The organism is Alistipes shahii WAL 8301, assembly GCF_025145845.1.
Classification (GTDB): domain Bacteria; phylum Bacteroidota; class Bacteroidia; order Bacteroidales; family Rikenellaceae; genus Alistipes; species Alistipes shahii.
This window is the reverse complement of sequence record NZ_CP102253.1, coordinates 784857-802056: the sequence shown is the minus strand read 5'-3', so window position 1 is coordinate 802056 and position 17200 is coordinate 784857. Positions and strand designations below refer to the sequence as shown.

At 59.2% G+C, this 17200-nt stretch carries 11 protein-coding genes; all 11 read right to left on the bottom strand.

What is annotated here, in order from left to right:
* Window positions 1-10: 10 nt before the first annotated feature.
* The 11 genes from NQ492_RS03445 to NQ492_RS03395 all read right to left on the bottom strand — a co-directional run bounded on the left by NQ492_RS03445 (window position 11) and on the right by NQ492_RS03395 (window position 17184).
* Window positions 11-1180 carry a purple acid phosphatase family protein gene (locus NQ492_RS03445; protein ID WP_015547935.1) on the bottom strand — a complete coding sequence of 390 codons (1170 nt, stop codon included), beginning with the start codon at window positions 1178-1180 and terminating at the stop codon, window positions 11-13.
* Between the two features lie 12 nt (window positions 1181-1192).
* On the bottom strand, window positions 1193-2074 hold the full coding sequence (locus tag NQ492_RS03440; RefSeq protein WP_015547934.1) for an endonuclease/exonuclease/phosphatase family protein: 882 nt from the start codon (window positions 2072-2074) through the stop codon (window positions 1193-1195).
* A gap of 35 nt (window positions 2075-2109) precedes the next feature.
* The gene (locus NQ492_RS03435; protein ID WP_015547933.1) at window positions 2110-3102 is read right to left on the bottom strand and encodes a BT_3987 domain-containing protein; all 993 of its coding nucleotides are present in this window, start codon (window positions 3100-3102) and stop codon (window positions 2110-2112) included.
* Window positions 3103-3123: 21 nt separating this feature from the next.
* Window positions 3124-4932 (bottom strand): RagB/SusD family nutrient uptake outer membrane protein, encoded by a 1809-nt coding sequence (locus NQ492_RS03430; protein WP_015547932.1) that lies wholly within the window; start codon window positions 4930-4932, stop codon window positions 3124-3126.
* Window positions 4933-4947: 15 nt separating this feature from the next.
* The gene (locus NQ492_RS03425; RefSeq protein WP_050794790.1) at window positions 4948-8214 is read right to left on the bottom strand and encodes a TonB-dependent receptor; all 3267 of its coding nucleotides are present in this window, start codon (window positions 8212-8214) and stop codon (window positions 4948-4950) included.
* 197 nt (window positions 8215-8411) lie between these two features.
* A complete protein-coding gene (locus NQ492_RS03420) occupies window positions 8412-9608 on the bottom strand; it encodes a FecR domain-containing protein (protein ID WP_015547931.1) in 1197 nt (398 codons plus the stop codon).
* A 128-nt stretch (window positions 9609-9736) separates the two neighbouring features.
* Window positions 9737-11410 carry a PCMD domain-containing protein gene (locus NQ492_RS03415; RefSeq protein WP_015547930.1) on the bottom strand — a complete coding sequence of 558 codons (1674 nt, stop codon included), beginning with the start codon at window positions 11408-11410 and terminating at the stop codon, window positions 9737-9739.
* 3 nt (window positions 11411-11413) lie between these two features.
* Window positions 11414-12433, bottom strand: a complete 1020-nt coding sequence (locus tag NQ492_RS03410) for a hypothetical protein (RefSeq protein WP_015547929.1) — start codon at window positions 12431-12433, stop codon at window positions 11414-11416.
* A gap of 12 nt (window positions 12434-12445) precedes the next feature.
* On the bottom strand, window positions 12446-13258 hold the full coding sequence (locus tag NQ492_RS03405; RefSeq protein WP_015547928.1) for a hypothetical protein: 813 nt from the start codon (window positions 13256-13258) through the stop codon (window positions 12446-12448).
* 17 nt (window positions 13259-13275) lie between these two features.
* A complete protein-coding gene (locus tag NQ492_RS03400) occupies window positions 13276-15402 on the bottom strand; it encodes a DUF4493 domain-containing protein (RefSeq protein ID WP_015547927.1) in 2127 nt (708 codons plus the stop codon).
* Window positions 15403-15414: 12 nt separating this feature from the next.
* Window positions 15415-17184: a DUF4493 domain-containing protein gene (locus NQ492_RS03395; protein ID WP_015547926.1), complete on the bottom strand. Its 1770-nt coding sequence runs from the start codon at window positions 17182-17184 to the stop codon at window positions 15415-15417.
* Window positions 17185-17200 lie beyond the last annotated feature (16 nt).

Sequence of the window (17200 nt, the reverse complement as noted above, 5' to 3'; positions counted from 1 at the left end):
TTCCGCCTCGTTAGCGGAGTGGGAATTCGTGTGTGTGTGCGACGCGTCCGCCGGGACCGACGATTCGGATCGCGATTCGGTCGCCTGTCATGTCGCACCGTATGTAGCTTTGATTGCCGTTGACCACGACCGGGAACCGAACTTCGTCGTTTGCCGGGTGGAAGCCGTAGCGGTGCGTGTGGCCGGAGAACATGATATTGATGCCGGCCTCGTTGAGGATCGGCAGGAACAGATTCCGGAGGTGGTTGCTGCCGTGCCACGTTCCGCCGTCGAGCGGAATATGGAGGAAGACGACGCGTGCCGAGGCGTTGCGGAAGGTTTCGGAGGCCACCGCCCTGCGGAGCCATTCGCACTCTTCGCGGCGATAGGCGTCGTAGTCGGCAAGCCCTCCGTATTCGATGTCCGTGTCAGGCTTGTCTTCGCCGCAGTCGAGCAGCAAGAAACAGACCGATCCGACTTTGCAGAGTTGGTAGTGACGGCCGCTGCGCGTCGGGAAATAGTCGTGCAGACGGTCGGCGAAGACGCCGCGCGTCTCATGGTTGCCGCGGTTGTAGAGTATCGGGGTCTCCGAGGCGTAAAGGTTTACCGAGGCGTCGATGAAATCCCGGAACAACTGCTCCTCATTTTCAATGCTGTTGGACATGTCGCCGTTGAGCATTACGAAGTCGTGTTTGCCGAAATTGATTTCCCGGCACAGTTCGGTCATGTCGTCGGCGCGTCCGTGGATGTCGTTCAGGATGACGAACGAACAGTCGGTTCCCGTTGCCGGGAATGTCCGGAACCGGAACGGTGCGCGTTTGTAGACATTGCTGGCAACGGTCCTGCCGTAGAGGACGTTGTCTCCGTGTTTCCATTCGAGTACCTCCTGCGAGAAGATGCGGTAGCAGTATTTCGTTCCGGGACGCAGGTTGTTCAGCCGCACGGCGTGCAGCGTCTTGTGCGCCTGTTTGCGGCCCGCGACGGTTTCGTAATGGCGGGTATGTTCGGCGGCGTAGAAACTGCGTCCGTCGTCCTCGGTTGCCTCGACCCATGACAAAGCGGGTTTGTTGGTAGTCCACAGGACGGTTACGCCGTCTTCGGTCATGTCGCACAGCCACGGGCCATGCGTGATCTTGAAATCCTGGGCCGGCAGCGTCAGTGCCGCTGCCAGCCCGAGGAGTGTGAATAGCAGTTTTTTCATCTTCCGAACGCTTTATTCCTGATTCTCCGGGAGGTCTTCCTCGGTCTGGAACCGGATGTCGGCCACGACGGGGCGGTGGTCCGAGGCGTCGACGCCGTCGACCTGCTGGTCGCTGCGCGAAACCACTGTGCAGTTCTGTACGCCGAAGTGTCCGATCGGGGCATACAGTATGTAGTCGATCTTGCGGGTGGGATTCTCCGACGGGAAAGTGTATTGGTCGATCGTTCCGACATTGGTCAGGAACGCGGTCATCGTGGCGATGACGTTCGAACTGGGAATGGCGTTGAGGTCGCCCGCAAGGATGAGGTCTCCGTCCAGTTCCGTGTCGCGGATACGGCGGATCTCATTGGCCTGCACCAGGCGGCTCGCATCGCCCGAAAGATGATCGAGGTGCGTCGAGGCGACATAGAGGTCTTTGCCGTCGATCTCGACGCGGATGACGCACAGCGAACGGTCCTCTCCCGGTTGCGAAGCGGCGCAGGGGAGCCGGTAACTGCGGGTCTCTATAATCGGGTGTTTCGACAGCACGGCGTCGCCGTATTCGCCTCCGTCGCGGTCGATGGCTTTCGAGAAGTGCCACTCCATACCGAGTTTGGCTGCCAGGTCGCGGGCCTGGTGTACGTCTTTTCCCGTGCGGTTGGTGAAGACATCCACCTCGTTGAGGGTTACGAAGTCGGGGTCCTGCCGGCGGATTACCTCGGCCAGCGCGTCCAGATCGGCTGCATTGGCGGGGCTTGTGGCGCGTGCGCCGTAGATGTTGTAGGTCATTATGCGGATGATCCTGCCTTTGGGTGGAATGACTGCCTTGTCTCCGTGCTCGTCGTTGTAATTGTCGTCGTTGGTGCATGAAACGACAATCAGGAGCAGCGCCCACAGACATATAGTCTTTTTCATAGTCTTTCGTTTGGTTTAAAAATTTGTTAGTCGGATCAGAATGCCCATACTTCGGCGATGCAGGTCTGGTAGAGGTCGGCCTGCGTGGCGGTGACGAAGATACGGAAATAGCGCCCCGTTGCCTTGTGGTCGAGGTATACCGTGTTCTCGATCCGGTTTTCGACGGTAAAGGTCCCTGCATGGGTCCAGTTTTGGTTGTCGTCGCTCACGTCGATGTTGAAGATACGCGGGTTGCCGCTGCTCTTGGGAACGTCGGAGCCTTCTTTGTCAGACCGTCCGCGGATCGTGAGTCCGTGCAGTTCCTTGGGTGCGCCCATGTCGACGGCGATCCAGTGCGGCGGGCCGGGTTTGGCGTTACGCCACTGCGTACCCCAATAGGTGTTGTTTTCGCCGTCGATGATCGAAACGGCCAATCCGCGGTTGGGGTAGGTCGATGTCGCTTCAGCCTCCTGCGTCGAGAACCCGGCGATCGACCAGCCGCTCCTGTCGTATCTCGGGAACGGATTTTCGGTGTAGTAGCCGTTGATGCGCAGGTAAGCCGTCTGCAACGATTCGTTGACGGCCAGGTCGGGTGTCACATTCTCGATCCGTACCGGCAGCAGGAAGACGCCCACGCCGTCGAACGCCTGGCTGTTGATGGCGATCCGGATGGGCGAGGAGATGTATTTCCCGTTAGGAATCACGGCTTCGAGGTTCTCGATCGTGTAGCTTCCATCAAGCATCATCGGGTAGTTGCTCTGGTGCTTCTGATTGTAGGTATCCACCAGTTCGGGGGCGACGCGAAATTTGACCGTCACATCGCATCCCGGGTTGCGGATTCCGCTCAGGTTGGCGTAGACCATGAGCGACGTGTCGCGTTCGAGCGGGAATGAGAGTGTGTTCTTGGAGGCGTCGTCGACGGCGTTGACCGTGTAAATACGCGTATAGTTCTCGGGGTTGTCCACGTTCAGGTCGTCCTGAATCGGGTTTTCGCAGGCTGCGAAGAGCGTTCCGCAGCAGAGGACAGCCAGGTATTTCGTAAGTTTCATAGTCGTTATTCGTTTTTACGGTTACCATCCGGGATTCTGGACGATCTGCGGATCGCGGTTGATTTCGGACTGGGGAATGGGGAAAAGGTAGAACTCGGGCCGGAACACGCGGGTTTCGAATACGGTTTTCTCGTAGAACGCCTCGTCGGTGAAGCTGTTGCCTGCGTCGACGTTCATGCCGTAGAAGGGTCCTCCGTCGGTCTGGTCGGCGATCAGCCAGCGGCGGGTGTCGAAATAGCGCAGTTGCTCGAAGCAGAGTTCGATGCGGCGTTCCAGCCGGATCTGCTCGCGCATTTGACTCTGGTTGAGATCGCTTTGGACCGGTCCCAGGCCGCCGCGCTCGCGGATTTTGTTCAGGTAGGTTTCGATGTCCGCATTCCCGGGATCGTATTCGTTGAGCGCCTCGACGTAGTTGAGCAGTATCTCGGCGTAACGCATGATGACGAAGGGACGCTTGATGTAGTTGCCGTTCTTGGGATTGGACGAGGGCGAAACGTTTTTGATGGCGATGTATCCCGAACGCGGGAAGTCCCACGTGCCTTTCTTTCCCGATCCTCCGGTGTAGTAGAGCTGGATGCGGGTTTTCTGATCGCCGATCCAGTAGGCGCCGTTGAAGCAGATGTTGACGTAGAAACGCGGTTCACGATTGACGAACATGTTGCGCGTACCGGCGGGAGCGAATACCCAGCCCGATTTGGGGTCGGAGTAGTTCGCCTTCGAATAGCCGCTCTCCTTGTCCGGGGTAATGGCCGTGCCGTCTTTCATGCGGAAAGCGTCGACCAGTTGCTGGGTCGCCCCCATGCTTTCATAGCCGCTGAACTGCCGGGGTGAAGCCGACCGTTCCCAATGTTTGAGGTAGTTGCTGATGCGGACCATCATCACCTCGCTGTTCCAGTTCTCCAGGAAAACGTTGCGGCAGGACAGGTAAGGGTCGAGCGTTCCGTCGGTGTGGTACTCCTTGTAGAGGTCGAAAATTCCCAGGTCGATGACATCTTTTGCAGCCTGGGCGGCCTTGTTCCACTTTTCGGGGTCTTTTCGGGTCGAAAAAAGGTGTTTGCCGTCCGTGTTGACCACGTTGGCGTAGGCCGGGTTGCCGTTGAACTGGTCGCTGGCGGCCAGCAGCAGTACGCGGCTTTTGAGTCCCATGCACATGGCCAGTGTCGCCCGGCCGTAATCCTTGTCGGCCTGCACGGTGAAGTGCAGCGGCAGGCGGTTGTTGTCGATCATGTCGTCCAGTTCGCCGACGATGTAATCCACGCACTCGTCGTAGGAACTGCGCGGCAGGTTCATCTTCACATCGTCGCGGTCGAGGTCGCCCGGAAGGACTTCGTCGCCCAGCAGTACGCACGGACCGTACTGGCGCAGCAGGCAGTAATAGAACCAGGCGCGCAGGAAGCGGGCTTCGTTCTTGTATTGTTCGACGACGATCGGGCCGCGCGTAGGATCGTCGAGCATCTCCTGGTTCGAGCCGATGTGCTGGATGAAGTAGGTTGCCGAACGGATGCCCCGGTAGTAGTGCGACCAGTACTCGTAGTAGTTCGACGATGCGCTCCAGTTGCCGAGGTTCATCTTGAAGGAGTTGTAATCCTCGCGGTCGTAGGTAACGTCCAGGTCGTCCGAACACGGGTCCCAGGGCACGCCGTTGGTGCGGTGCGACTCGTCGCGGATGTAGCTGTAAACGGTAGCCAGGTATTTCTCGGAGTAGGAGGTGCGCTGGAATACCTGCTCGATGGTGATCCGGTCGTCGGGAACCTGGTCGAAGAAGTCGTCGTTGCAGGCGGTCAGGATGCCGAGGGCGGCCAGTAAAGTGAGTATTGTTTTAAGTTTCATAGCTTGTCGGGGATTTTAGAAGTTGAAATTGATACCCAGGCTGACGGAACCGATGTTGGGATATTTTGCGCCGCGGCCGTCGCCCAGTTCCACGTCCCACAGTTTGAATTTGCTGAATGTAAGCAGATTGACGCCCTGTATGAAGATGCGCGCATTGTTGATGTGGATGCGTTTCATCCAGCGGTCGGGGAGCGTATAGGAGAGTTCGATGTTTTTCAGACGCAGGTAGCTGGTATTTTTGAGCCACCACGTGCTGGCTTCGTAGTTCATGTTCATGTTGCCGATCGAGAGGCGCGGGTAGAAGACATCCTGGCGGGGATTGGCCTCGGTCCAACGGTCGGTGATGTTGCTCAGCAGGTTGCCGCGGCTCGATCCCTGTGCGAAAGGCAGTACGCCTTCGCCGCTGAGGATCGCGTCGACGTGTGCGGCGCCCTGGAACATGGCTGACAGCGAGAGGCCTTTCCAGCCTACGGAGAATCCGAAGCCGTAGACGATTTCGGGGACACTTCCCCAGCCGATGGGCACTTTGTCATATTCGTCGATTTTGCCGTCGCCGTTGATGTCCTTGTAGCGGATGTCGCCCGGGCGCGTGTCGCCGACCTGTACAGGCGCTGCGGCGATCTCCTCCGGACTTTCGAAGAGTCCCAGTGCGATGAGCCCGAACCGCTGGTCGACCTTGTTGCCGATGGTTTTCTGCCAGGGATAGGCCACGGTGCTGTCGTCTTCGAGGACCTTGTTTCGGTTGAACGAGTAGTTACCCATGACGCTCAACGACCAGTCCCGCCACGAATTGGCATAGCTGACCGACATTTCGATACCTTTGTTCTCGACTTTGCCGATGTTGCCGTAGGGGTTGTTGATCATACCGAAATAGGACGGAATGCTTGTGCGGCGCAGGTAAATGCCTTTGCGCGACTCCTTGAAGGCGTCGAATTGCAGGTTGAACTTGTTGTTCAGCAGGCGCATGTCCAGTCCGATGTTGGTTTTGTCGGCGATCTCCCACGTTACGTCGACGGCATATTCGTCGATGGCCGTAGTCCCGTAGGTCTGGTCCATGTTCTTTCCGAACTGGTAACTGGTGTCGTTGGTGTCCTTGACCGTAGCCAGGTAGGCGAAACGGCGTCCGCTGATCTGGCTGTTGCCGACACGACCCCATGTGCCGCGCAGTTTGAGGTACTGGATCACCTCTGTGGCGCCTCTGAAGAAGGGTTCGTTGCTGATTACCCAGCCAAGTCCGACCGACGGAAAGAAGCCGTAACGGTTTTTCGGGGCGAAGTTCTCCGAACCGTTGTATCCGAAGTTGAACTCCCCGAAATAACGGTCGTCGAACGAGTAGGTGAAACGTCCTGCCAGGCCGCGGAAACGGTAGGGCAGCGCCTCTTCGACGTTGGTGGCTTTGGTATTGATTTCGTCGCTCTGGTTAAAGAGCATCATGCCCGATACGGTGTGCCTGCCGAAAGTGTTGCGGTAGTTGACTGCGGCTTCCAGATAGATGGCGCGGTTACCCTTTGCACTGAGGCTGTAGGCCAGGTTTTCGGTTCCCTGGCGGGTTTGCTCGTAGAGCAGGTTGCCGTTGGCGTCGCGTCCTGTGGCGTGGTAGGTGTTCGGGGTTTTGGTGAAACGGTTGCTCGTGTAGTTGTAGGTGTCGAACGAGAACATGCCTGAAACCGAGAGCCCTTTGTAAATCTGCTGCGTGATGCGCAGGTTCGAATAAACCTGGCTGCGCCACTGGTTGGCATAGCCCGTTGCGCCGAGCTGTGCCACGGGGTTTATATCGCCGCCCGAGAAGGCGCCGAGCTTGCCGTCGGGGTAGAGCGGCGCGATATAGGTCGGAGGTGTGAAATAGGCCGATTCGAAGATGCTTGCCTGCGAAGATGCCGGATAGTTGGCGTTGGCCAGGTAGCCCTGGATGCCCAGTTTGATTTCGGTGGTGCGGAACGGGTTGAGCGTGAGGTTCGAGGTGACGTTGTAACGGCGGTAGAAGGTGTTCGAGTTGTAGTCGGCCAGTTTCGTGTCCTTGTACATGCCGTTCTCGTCGTAGTAGGCCAGGCCGATGTAGTAGACCGCCTTATCGGAACCGCCCTGCACGTTGACGTTGGCCGAGCGGTTGCGGCTGAAGTTACGCAGGATCTGTTTCATCCAGTCTACGTCGGGATAGAGATAGGGGTCTTCCCCGCGGCGGGTCTTATCAATGATCTCCTGGCTGTATAGTTTGCCGCCGCCGCGGGTGAGCGACGCTTCGTTCGACATCTCCATGTAAGTCGCGCCGTCGGCGAAATCGGTGATCTTGGTCGGTTTGGTGAGGCCTTCGGTATAGCGTACGCTGAATTTGGGGCGTCCTTTCAGGCCGCTTTTGGTATTGATGATAATGACGCCGTTGGCGCCGCGAACGCCGTAAACAGCAGTTGCAGAGGCGTCCTTCAGGATCGAGAAACTCTCGATGTCTTCGGGGTCGACGTTGGAGAACGAGCGGGGAACGCCGTCGACGAGCGTCAGAGGGGCGCTCATGCTGGCTGTCAGCGTTGAGATGCCGCGGATGTAGATGTTCGCGTCGTCGAAGCCCGGTTCACTGGTTCGCTGTACCGAGACCAGGCCCGATACGCGGCCCGCAAGGCCTTGTGTGAGGTTGGCGACGGGAACTTTCAGTTCCTTGGTCGCTATGGTCTGCTGCGAGCCGATGACGCTGATCTTTTTCTGCACGCCGTAGCCCACCACCTCCACGGCGTCGAGGATGGCGTCGTTTTGCAGCATAACCACGTCGACGATTTCCTGCCCTGCGACCGAAACGTCCTGCGATTTGTAACCTACATAGCTGAATTCCAGTACTTCGTCGGGATAAACGTCGAGCAGGTATTTGCCGTTGATGTCGGTGGCTGTACCGATGTTCGGACGGGCCTTGATGCGGATCGTGACGCCGATGAGCGGATCGTTGTTCTGGTCCCTGACGACGCCTGTGATGCGTGTGATCTTCCGGGGTGTAGCTGCGGCCGCAGCTACGGAGCGTCCGATGACGATCTGCCTTCCCGAGAGTTTCCAGGTGTTGTCGGTTCCGGCGAACAACTGTTTCAGGACAGCCGAAATGGGCTGATTCGTTACTTTCAGGGTGACTTTGCGGTGGATGTCCAAGATGTTGTCGTAGTAAACGAAGATGTAGTCGCTTTGGCGTTCGATCAGTGTGAGGACCTCCTTGATGGGGCGGTTCTGTACGTTGAGCGTGATGGTTTTCGCCGCCTCTGCCGTTTGTGCACTGACGGGCCGGATGAACCCGATTGTTGCCAGCAAAAACAGGAATGTTATCCGGAATAGGTGGAATAATCCCCCATTATCGGCCTTAAAAAGACCGATTTTACCATTTTTGTTGTACATTTGTAAAGATTTGAAGTTTAAAAGGCTATTTTAGATTTTCAATCGCTCCGGATGTCGTTGAGGGACGACATCCGGTCTTTTTTTGGAGGGATACGGGCTGTTACATAGGCAGGTCAGTTTGGGTTGTTGGTAGTCGGGTTATAGTCGATTCGGAAATTCCCGGATCCGGTGATTTGCAGGTTGATAGGGGCTGTTGCGCTCAAGATTTTCAGCACTTCGGCCGGATCGTCTTTGAGTTCGAGTTTGCCCGAGAGCGTCAGCGCTTCGGCTTCGGGCGTACACTCGATCCGACAATTGTAGTAGCGGGAAAGGCGTTCGAGGATGTTCGACAGCGGGTCGTTGTCGAAGGGCAGGTATCCGTGAATCCAACTGATGTAGCTTTCGGCTTCCACTTCGCGGACCTCCAGCGATTCCGAGGTGTCGAGGATGGCTTGTTGGCCGGGAACGATGCGAATTCCGCGGTCGGATCGTCCGGCAGGGGCTACGCTGACGGAGCCGGAGAGCAGGACGACCTCCTGCGTGCGATCGCGGCCGTAGGAGGACATGTAGAATTTGGTTCCCAAAACGCAGACATCCATCTTGCCTGTGTGTACCGAGAAAGGCCGTTCGGCATCGTGCGCCACTTCCATGTAGATTTCGCCTTCGACGTATATTTCGCGCTTCTGCTTTTCGAATACGACGGGGTAGACCAGCCGTGATCCGGCGTTGATCCAGACGCGGGTTCCGTCGGCGAGCGTCAGTGTCGTCTGCTTGCCGTAGGGAACGACCAGCTGGTTGAACGTCGCAGCCTCTTTTTTGGGAATGGTTTTTTCGGCGTTGTTGATCCGGATGGCGGTCGAATCGTAACGGATTGTCGATTTTTGGGTTTCGAGCAGGAGGGTTTTCTGCTCGGACAGCACCAGTTGCACCTCTTTCTGGGTGAATACGGGGGTGTCGGCCTGCCGGATAAACATTTCGATGTCCGGGACGGTCGACGGTTGCAGTCGGTAGTAACCGACAACGGCCAGCATGACGCAGGCTGCCGCTGCGATGCCGATGCCCAGACGGCGCAGTTGCGGCCGCAGGAAAGACCGGGGTCTGGATGCTTCGGCAATCCGGGCCATGACGTTTTCGAGGGCTTGACTGGTGTTGAACCGGGTTTCCGCAAGGCGGGCGTTTCCCCAGGCTTTGTAAGCCCGGAGAAAGGCGTTGCGGTTGGCTTCGGATGCTTCGAGCCACTCCTGCAGTTCCCGGCGTTCCGTGTCGGTGAGGGGTGTGCCGTCCAGTTGGCGGGTTATCAGATCTTCGATGATATGTTCGGGTCTCTTCATTCTATCTATATCACGGATGAAAGCGCTGAAACCCTACCCCCTCCGGCGTTTTTTTTCGGACCGCCGGGGTAAACAAAAAGCAGAACCGGTGAGGCTCTGCTTTTTGCGGGTTGCGAAAATAGATATTGTCAATAGACCCACTCGAAATTGTCGACGTAGAGTACGTTCGACTTGCAGCCTGCCATGAAGTCGCCGTAGGCGCTCGTCGAGCAGGAGATCACGATCTGATACAGCCCCGACGGTTTGGCCTTCGTGTCGTAGAAGTTGAGCGGAAGCTGTACGTCGATCATCTTGCCGCCGGTCGAACTTTGGTCGATGAAGAGCGAGCCGTAGGCGATGATCGGACCCTCGTCGAGCGTACTCATCTCTTCCGGGTCCCAGGTCCCGGTGGGGGCTTCCGTGCCCGATCCGACTTCGCGGCGGGTGTTCCAGTCCACGATGGCGACCATGATGCGGGCCTTGTCCCGGTCCCCTTCGTGAATCGGGGCGCCGAAATTCTTTTCGATGTCGACGATGCCGATATGTTCTGCATAGTATTGCAGTTTCAGCGCCTTGGGACGGGCTTTCCAGGCGTAAGGCTGGCCGAACGACACGACGCCCCGGGTCAGGACGTCCTTCTGGAACAGCCCCGAGAAGAGGTTGCCCGAGGCGAGGACTCCCACGGCGGACGTAGCCTGAAGTTTGGCGCGCGTGCCTCCGTCGAAGGGGGCCTGCGTGCAGAGTCCCCTGGTGAAGGTGTTGTTGCCGCTGCCCCAGAACTCCGCGGTCTTGTTGTTCTGGGTCCAGCAGCTCAGCGAGCTGTCCTCCAGGTCGCCGTTGGGAATCGTGTTGCCCGCGGGGGCCGCATATTCCATCAGCTGGGTCTGCTCGCCCCCGACTGTCAGGCGGAATTCGTAGGTGTGCCCTGCGAAGAGACCCTTGTCCGGCACGAAGTTGTAGACGGCAAGCCCGTGGGGGTTGGTCGACGAGCTCCATTCGGGCGCGAGCGTTGCCGTCAGGATGCCGGCCTCGTAGCTGCTTTCCGCCATTCTCTGCCACTCCGTGGCGCCCTTGATCCGGTATTCCAGCGCGGCGCCGGCCGCATACTCCTCGGCAGAGACGAGAGCGGTGGCCGTGGCCGTATTGTTCCACAGGTCGGTTGCCCGGAGGGCGACCTTCACATTGGTAGGCTCCACGTAAAGCAGCCACCGTTCGGTGATTCCGTGGCAGGTGACGTCTACGAAACGCACCGATTCGAAGCTGCTGCCCGAAAGCTCTTCGAGCGAGGGCGAATAGGTCGTGATGTCGGCGGGGCCGAGTTTGAGTTCCGTGACCTCGATATGTGCCAGATCGGTGTCGCTGGGGACGAGGACCCGGGCGATGCGGTTTTTCTCCTCGATCTCCGTGGCGCCGATCTGCCCCGTCACGCTGAAACGGCGCTCGATGGTCTGTGTGGCGCGGATCGTCCATTCGTAATCCTGGTAGAGCGAAAGCGTGGTGTAGATCGGCGAACGCAGGTCGAACGTGCCGGTCAGCTCCCGGGAGCTGCGGATCTGTTGCAGGACCTCCTCCTTGTCGAGCTGGATGCTGTGGATGACGGCGTCGTAACCCACGGCGTCGATCCGCACGTTGCGGATGTCGGTCGCTTCGTCGAGCGAGAGGGTGACCGTCCGCGATGTGACGTTGTTTTCCGAGACCGAGAAGCCCTGGCCTTCGACGCTCGCGATGCGGAGTTCGACGACCGGATAGGGGATGTCGTTGTGGATGCACGACGCGAGGAGCGCCGCGGCTGCAAGGAGTGCTGTTTTCAGGTATCTGGTCATAATTTATTTCTTTTTCTTGTCCCACAGGTGTACCGTCATGCCGAAGTTGATGGCGGCGACGTTGAGCCTGAAACGCATGTTCGAAGCCTTGCGCGTTCCGATCTTGTTGCCGGCGTCGTCCTTCTGCGTGACGGAGGTGTACTGGATGCCGCCCAGCCCGAACGACAGTGTGGCGCAGACGTTGGGGAAGATATAGACGGCAGCTCCCGGATTAAACGCCAATTTGAGCTGCGTATTGTCGCTGAACGTGGTTTTCATGTTGTCGCTGGCGGTGTCGGGCTGGTAGGAGAGCTTCGACGTTCCGGTCGACAGCGAGAGTTCGAACTCGGCGAACAGTCCGAAACGGCCCTTCGGGTCGAGTCCCGCGTAGGAGCGGTGGAAAATGCCGAACGAGTAGTTGTCGCTGTTGAAATTGACCTTCGGAATGCTGCCCGAGGCGTCGTTGCTTTCGCCCAGGTCGTAGCGTGCGGCATCGAGGTTGCCGTCCATGTGGCGGTAGCCGAAACGCACGCCCAGACAGTTGTTGTCGCGGTAGAAATAGCCGATGAAGGGTTTGACGGTGGCCACCGTGCCGTCGGCGTCGATGCCGTCGAGGATGAGCATGATGTCCGTGTCGTCGCTCGACATCGTGCCGTAGGAGGCCGTCAGACCCATGATCACCTCGCCCTTGTAGGCGAACTTGAGCTTGTTGATTTCGCGGTCGATACGCCGGCGTGTGGGCAGGAATTGTTTTTTGCCGCGGATCGGCGACTGAACTTCCGCGGCCTTGAGTGCCTGCAATTGCTTCTGTCCGTCGGCCGGGACTGCCGCTTCCGAGGCCGGGATTGCCGCTTCCGAGGCCGGCGCATTTCCGGTTGCCGGGGTTTCTTCTTCGGTGGAGATCGTTCCGGCTGCGGCGGGTGCGATTGCGGCTGCCGGAGCGGCTGTTTCCTTCGGATTCCCGGTTGCGGCGGTTTGCCGCGCCAGCGCGTTGCCGCACGAGATAATTATGATCAGCAGGGTGCAGAGTATGCTTCGTGTCATAGTGTGCCGTTTTTAGAGATAGAAGGCCATGCCGAGGCCGATCGAGAAGATATTGACCTTGAAGTTCATCATGCTCGTGTTGCGTTTGCCCACGGTGACCTGATTGTGAACCTGTTTGGTATGGGTATAGCTGATGCCCATCACGCCCACGTTCACTTCGACGGCCATGTTGTTGGTGGCGAAGGCCACGATGCCCGGCGAAATGCCCAGCGAGAGGGTGTAGCCGGTTTCGTAGGTTCCCTTCACGGGCGAGTCGTTGGCGAAGCGCGCCTGCGTGCCTCCGGCCGCGAGCGACATCTCGTTGAACAGCGCGAAGCGTTTGTTGCGTCCCAGCGGGATGTACTGCCGCCAGATCGCCGCCGCCGAATAGGTCTGCTTGAGCGAGTAGAAATCCCTGGCCACGATGTTCGTGCCCGTCTCCTCGTTGCCGAAATGCAGTTCGGCGTTGTCCAGCTTGAGCAGCGTGCGCGAATAGATGAAGCGTCCTCCGAGGGCCATGTTGTCCCGGAAGGCGTAGGCGATCATCGGGCTGACGCGGAAGGTGTAGCCTTTCGAGTTGATTCCCTCGATGACGAGGAACTGATAGCCTTTGTTGGTATGGGTCGAGTAGGAGGCCGTACCGCCGAAAATCCACTGTCCTTTCGGCACGAACAGGTTGTGCGTGTCGGTAAGTCCGCGCTCCTGGCGCATTTCGTTGATCGTTTTCGGACGCTGGTCGGCTGCCGCCGCAGTTTGGGCGGCGGTTGTTTCCTGTGCGCGCAGCGCCTGCGCCGTGCCCGTGAGGCACAGCGCGAGGGCGAGCGTGCGGATGAATAGCTTGCGCATCTGCTTGCGTTTAGTGATTAGTATACCCATTCGAAATCGTCTACGTACATGACATTGCCCAGACAACCGACCTTGAAGTCGCCGTAGGCGCTCGTCGTACAGGAGATGACGAGTGTATATGCACCCGTAGGTTTGGTCGTTCTGTCGTAATATTCGATCGGAATCTCCACGGTCGTCATCGCGTCGCCTGGTGTGGTTTCGCCGATCAGCAGCGATCCGTAGGCGATGACGGGGCCTTCGGCGGTTTCGGCGGTTTTGGCGGGGTCCCACACGCCTGTCGGCGACCCCATGCCGGCGACAGTCGCGTGACGGCTGTTCCAATCGACGATAACGGCGAAGATACGCGAACGGTCTTGGCCGTCCTGAATGTATTCGTGCTCTTCGGTGACGGTTCCCTTATTGACGGCGCCCACGGTGGCGTGGTATTTGAGCCGCAAGGCCGTCGGACGCGCTGTCCACTGGTAGGGCATTCCGAAACTGGCCGTTCCCGAGAGATTCGCAAAACGGAACGTTGCCGAGAAGAGATTGCCCGCGGCGAGCAGGCCGAACGCCGACTGCGATTCGAGCTTGGCGCAGTAGCTGCCGCCCATGCCGGGTTTGGTCGACTGCGCACACAGTCCCGAAGTTGCGGCATTGCCGCTGCCCCAGAACGTCGTGGATTCCGACGTGCTTTTGCCGAAACAGGGGAGTGATCCGCTTTCCATATCCCCGTCGGGGATGACCTGCCCGGCAGCGGCCTGAAACTCTGCCGAGGAGACGGTTTCGCCATCGAGCGCCGCCCGCGCCTCGTAGCTGTTGCCGGCGAAGACGCCGGTGCCTGCGACGGGGGTGTGGACGGTCAGGCCCGCGGCATTGACCGATTCCTTCCATTGGGCCGTGAACGTGGCCGTATAGATGCCCTCGCCGGCGTTTACGCCCTCGGCGTCGGACCACTCGCCGTCTTTGACGCGCAGCCCGAAGGTCGCCGTCGTGACGTTCGGATCGAGGACCAGCGCGCGCAGCGTGAGGCTGTTCGTCCAGAGGTCGTAATCCGTCTTTTCAATGGGCAGAAGACCTTGCAGACGGTATTCCGAGATGGCGGTGGCTTCGGCGCCGGCCGAATCCGTGACGCGGATGCTCACCGGATGGCTGCCGCCCGGACGCCCTGCGAAGAAGGCGTCGGAAAGGGTGACCGTCAGGCTCAAGTCGCTCTCCCTGGTCACCTCGACGCCCTCGGTCGTGCCGTTCAGCGCTTCGTAGCTGTCGTCGCCGATGCCTATCACGACGCTCTTTACGGCGGCCATCGTGGTTATCATGTAACGTTTCGGGGAGGTTGTCCCGGGGATGAAATCCTGCGGCTGGTCCATGTCGAAACCGTCGCTTTCGATGCTCGGCTCGGGGCTGAACGGGAACGTGTCGTCGTAGTCGTCGGTCGAGGTGTCCACCTTGACGACGAAGCATTCGATGAAGCCCGGCAGGTCTTTCGAGAACCGGAAGGAGACGCTGTATTTGCCGCCGGTCTGCACGCCTTCGAATCTGGCCTCCCTGACGATGACGCCGCGGTCGGGGTGCGTGCCCTCGAAGCGGGTCGTGAGCGTGGTCGCACCCTCGGGCATGGTGAAGTAGCCCGTGCCGTCGGCCGTGTAGTTCAGCGCCGGGACGCCGCCCTGCTGAACCTGCCCTTCGTCGAACGCGTCGGCGGCGACTACCCACGCATGGAAATTCTCGCCGAAAGCGGCGGAAACCGTGGCGTCGAATTTCACTTCGGCGACGACGTTCTGCCGTTTGCACTCCACTTCGGCTACGGTCGTCTGTCCGGCTGCCACCGTAAAGGTCTTCTCGCCTTTGTAGAAACGTTTGGTGAACGACGCGGGGACGGCTTCTCCCGCATCGACCTCCACGCGGTATTCGCCCGCGAGCAGCTCCAGCCGTGAGGGGAGCGTCTCTGCGGTGTATTGGCGCAGCAGCTCGCCGCTCGCGCGGTAGATGCGTACGGCAAGGCGTTGCAAGGGGTCGTATTCCCCGTCGGCTTCGGCCCGCGTGGCCGAAACCCGCATTTCGAGCACACCCGTGTCGCCCGTGTCGGCGCTCCCGGCCGTCTCTTTCGAGCAGGCGGCCGTCAGCGCGGCGCAGAACAGCAGGGCGGCGGTAATGTATTTTTTCATAATTCGTCAGCCTTAATTCGCCGGTACGTAATACTTCAGGGTCTTGGTCGTGCTGAGACCGTTGTTCTCCGTCACCGTGAGTATGAAATTGTTGTTGCCGGGGAAGCCTGTCAGCAATCTGGTGAACATCTTGTCGATCTTGAGCCGAATGGACGGTTTGTCCTTGACTGCGTCCTCGATGGGGAATCCGAGGGCTGAAATCGCCTCCCGGACATCTTCGGCCGGATGCATGGTTCCGTTCGTATCTTCGAAGCCTTCGATATTGCAGAGATCGAACCGGGCCGGGATGCCCATCGTGCCGAGTTCCTTGGCGTCGAGGTTGTCGCAGTCGATGGTCACGTCGAGCGATTTGATGCCTGTTTGCGCCGTGATGTCGATCTCCGTGTCGCGGTCTGCGGACGGCGTTTGCGTTTCGTCGATATTGAAATCTACGCCGACAATCGAAGGGCCTTCGTTGGCCGGATCGACCGTGAGCGTCAGCGACGCCCGGGCCGAAAGTCCTTTGGCGTCGGTTATCTCGAAGGCGAATGCGTGCGTGCCCTCGTATGCGGGATAGAGCAGTTTCATGGCTCCTGCGATGTCGAAACTCTTCGAAGTCGCCCCCTTGAGATCGTCGCCCAGCGGGAAGCCGAGGCCTGCGAGAACCGTGTAGGCGGGGTCCGACGCCCCGATTGTGCAGAGGTCGAATTCCGGACCGCCGATTCCGGACACCATGCCGGTCAGCCGGGAGTTGTCCGACGTGATTTTCACCGCGAACGACCCGATGCCGTTGGACGAGGCGAGATTGAATGCGAACGGCCGGGTGTAGTTGCCCTGGGCGTCGAACATCGAGGCCAGAAGCTGGAAGGGTTTCGTGAGGTCGTAGCCCGGACATTCGAGGGTCGGGGCGACGGGAAGTCCGGGTTCGCCGGGGTTGTCGGGATCGTTGACCGGGATTTCGTCGTCCTCCATGAAGTCGTTGACGTCGATGTCCAGTTTGATGTCTCCCTTGTCCGAGTAGGTGATCACGATCGAGAGCTTGCGCCATTGTCCGGCCTTGACGCCCGAGATGCTCTTGTTGATCCGGACGGGTGCGTCGGGCGTATCGGCGAAAGCCCCTTCGAGGTGCAATTTGAGCGTGTTGGTCTCGCCCTGCGGCATGAAGTAGGCCGCGCGGGTTTCATCCTTCAGGAAGGTCATCGTCGTTTCGCCCAGCGTGACGGTCGACTTGGTGTCGGCGGTGAGCTGGTCGGCGAGGTCTTTCGAACACATCAGCGTCACCTTGATGTTGTTCAGCGTGCAGACGACCTCGTTGATGGGCGTGGTTTGGTTCTTCTCGATGACGAACTCCTGCGAACCGAAATAGACGGGGTGTTCCCATTCGGCTGCCGGCGTCGTGGCGGCCTCTTCCGAACGGACCTCCATCGTGTAGCCGCCCACCGGAAGCTCCAGCCTGCCTGCCTCGCCGATCGAGACCTTCAGATCGCCGTAAGTCTCCTGGAGCGCCAGCTTGCCCGTTGCGTCGCGAATTTCGATGATGAATGTGTCGACGTCGGGCTGCGCCTCGTCGGTGCGCGTCTGGGGCTTCGCCGTCTCGTCTGACGTGTCGTCGGGGCGGGTTTCGGTATCGGTGTCGACCACGACGCGCATGCTCATGTCCGCCAGCGTCAGGTAGCCTTTGGCGTTGGGATCGGGCGGAGTGCCCGGCTCGTTGTTCTTATAGGCGGGATCTTCGTTCACACAGCCGGTCGCGAGCAGCGCCGTCGCTGCCGCAGCCGTCAGAATCTTGGTAAAGGTTTTCATATCTCGGTATTTTTAT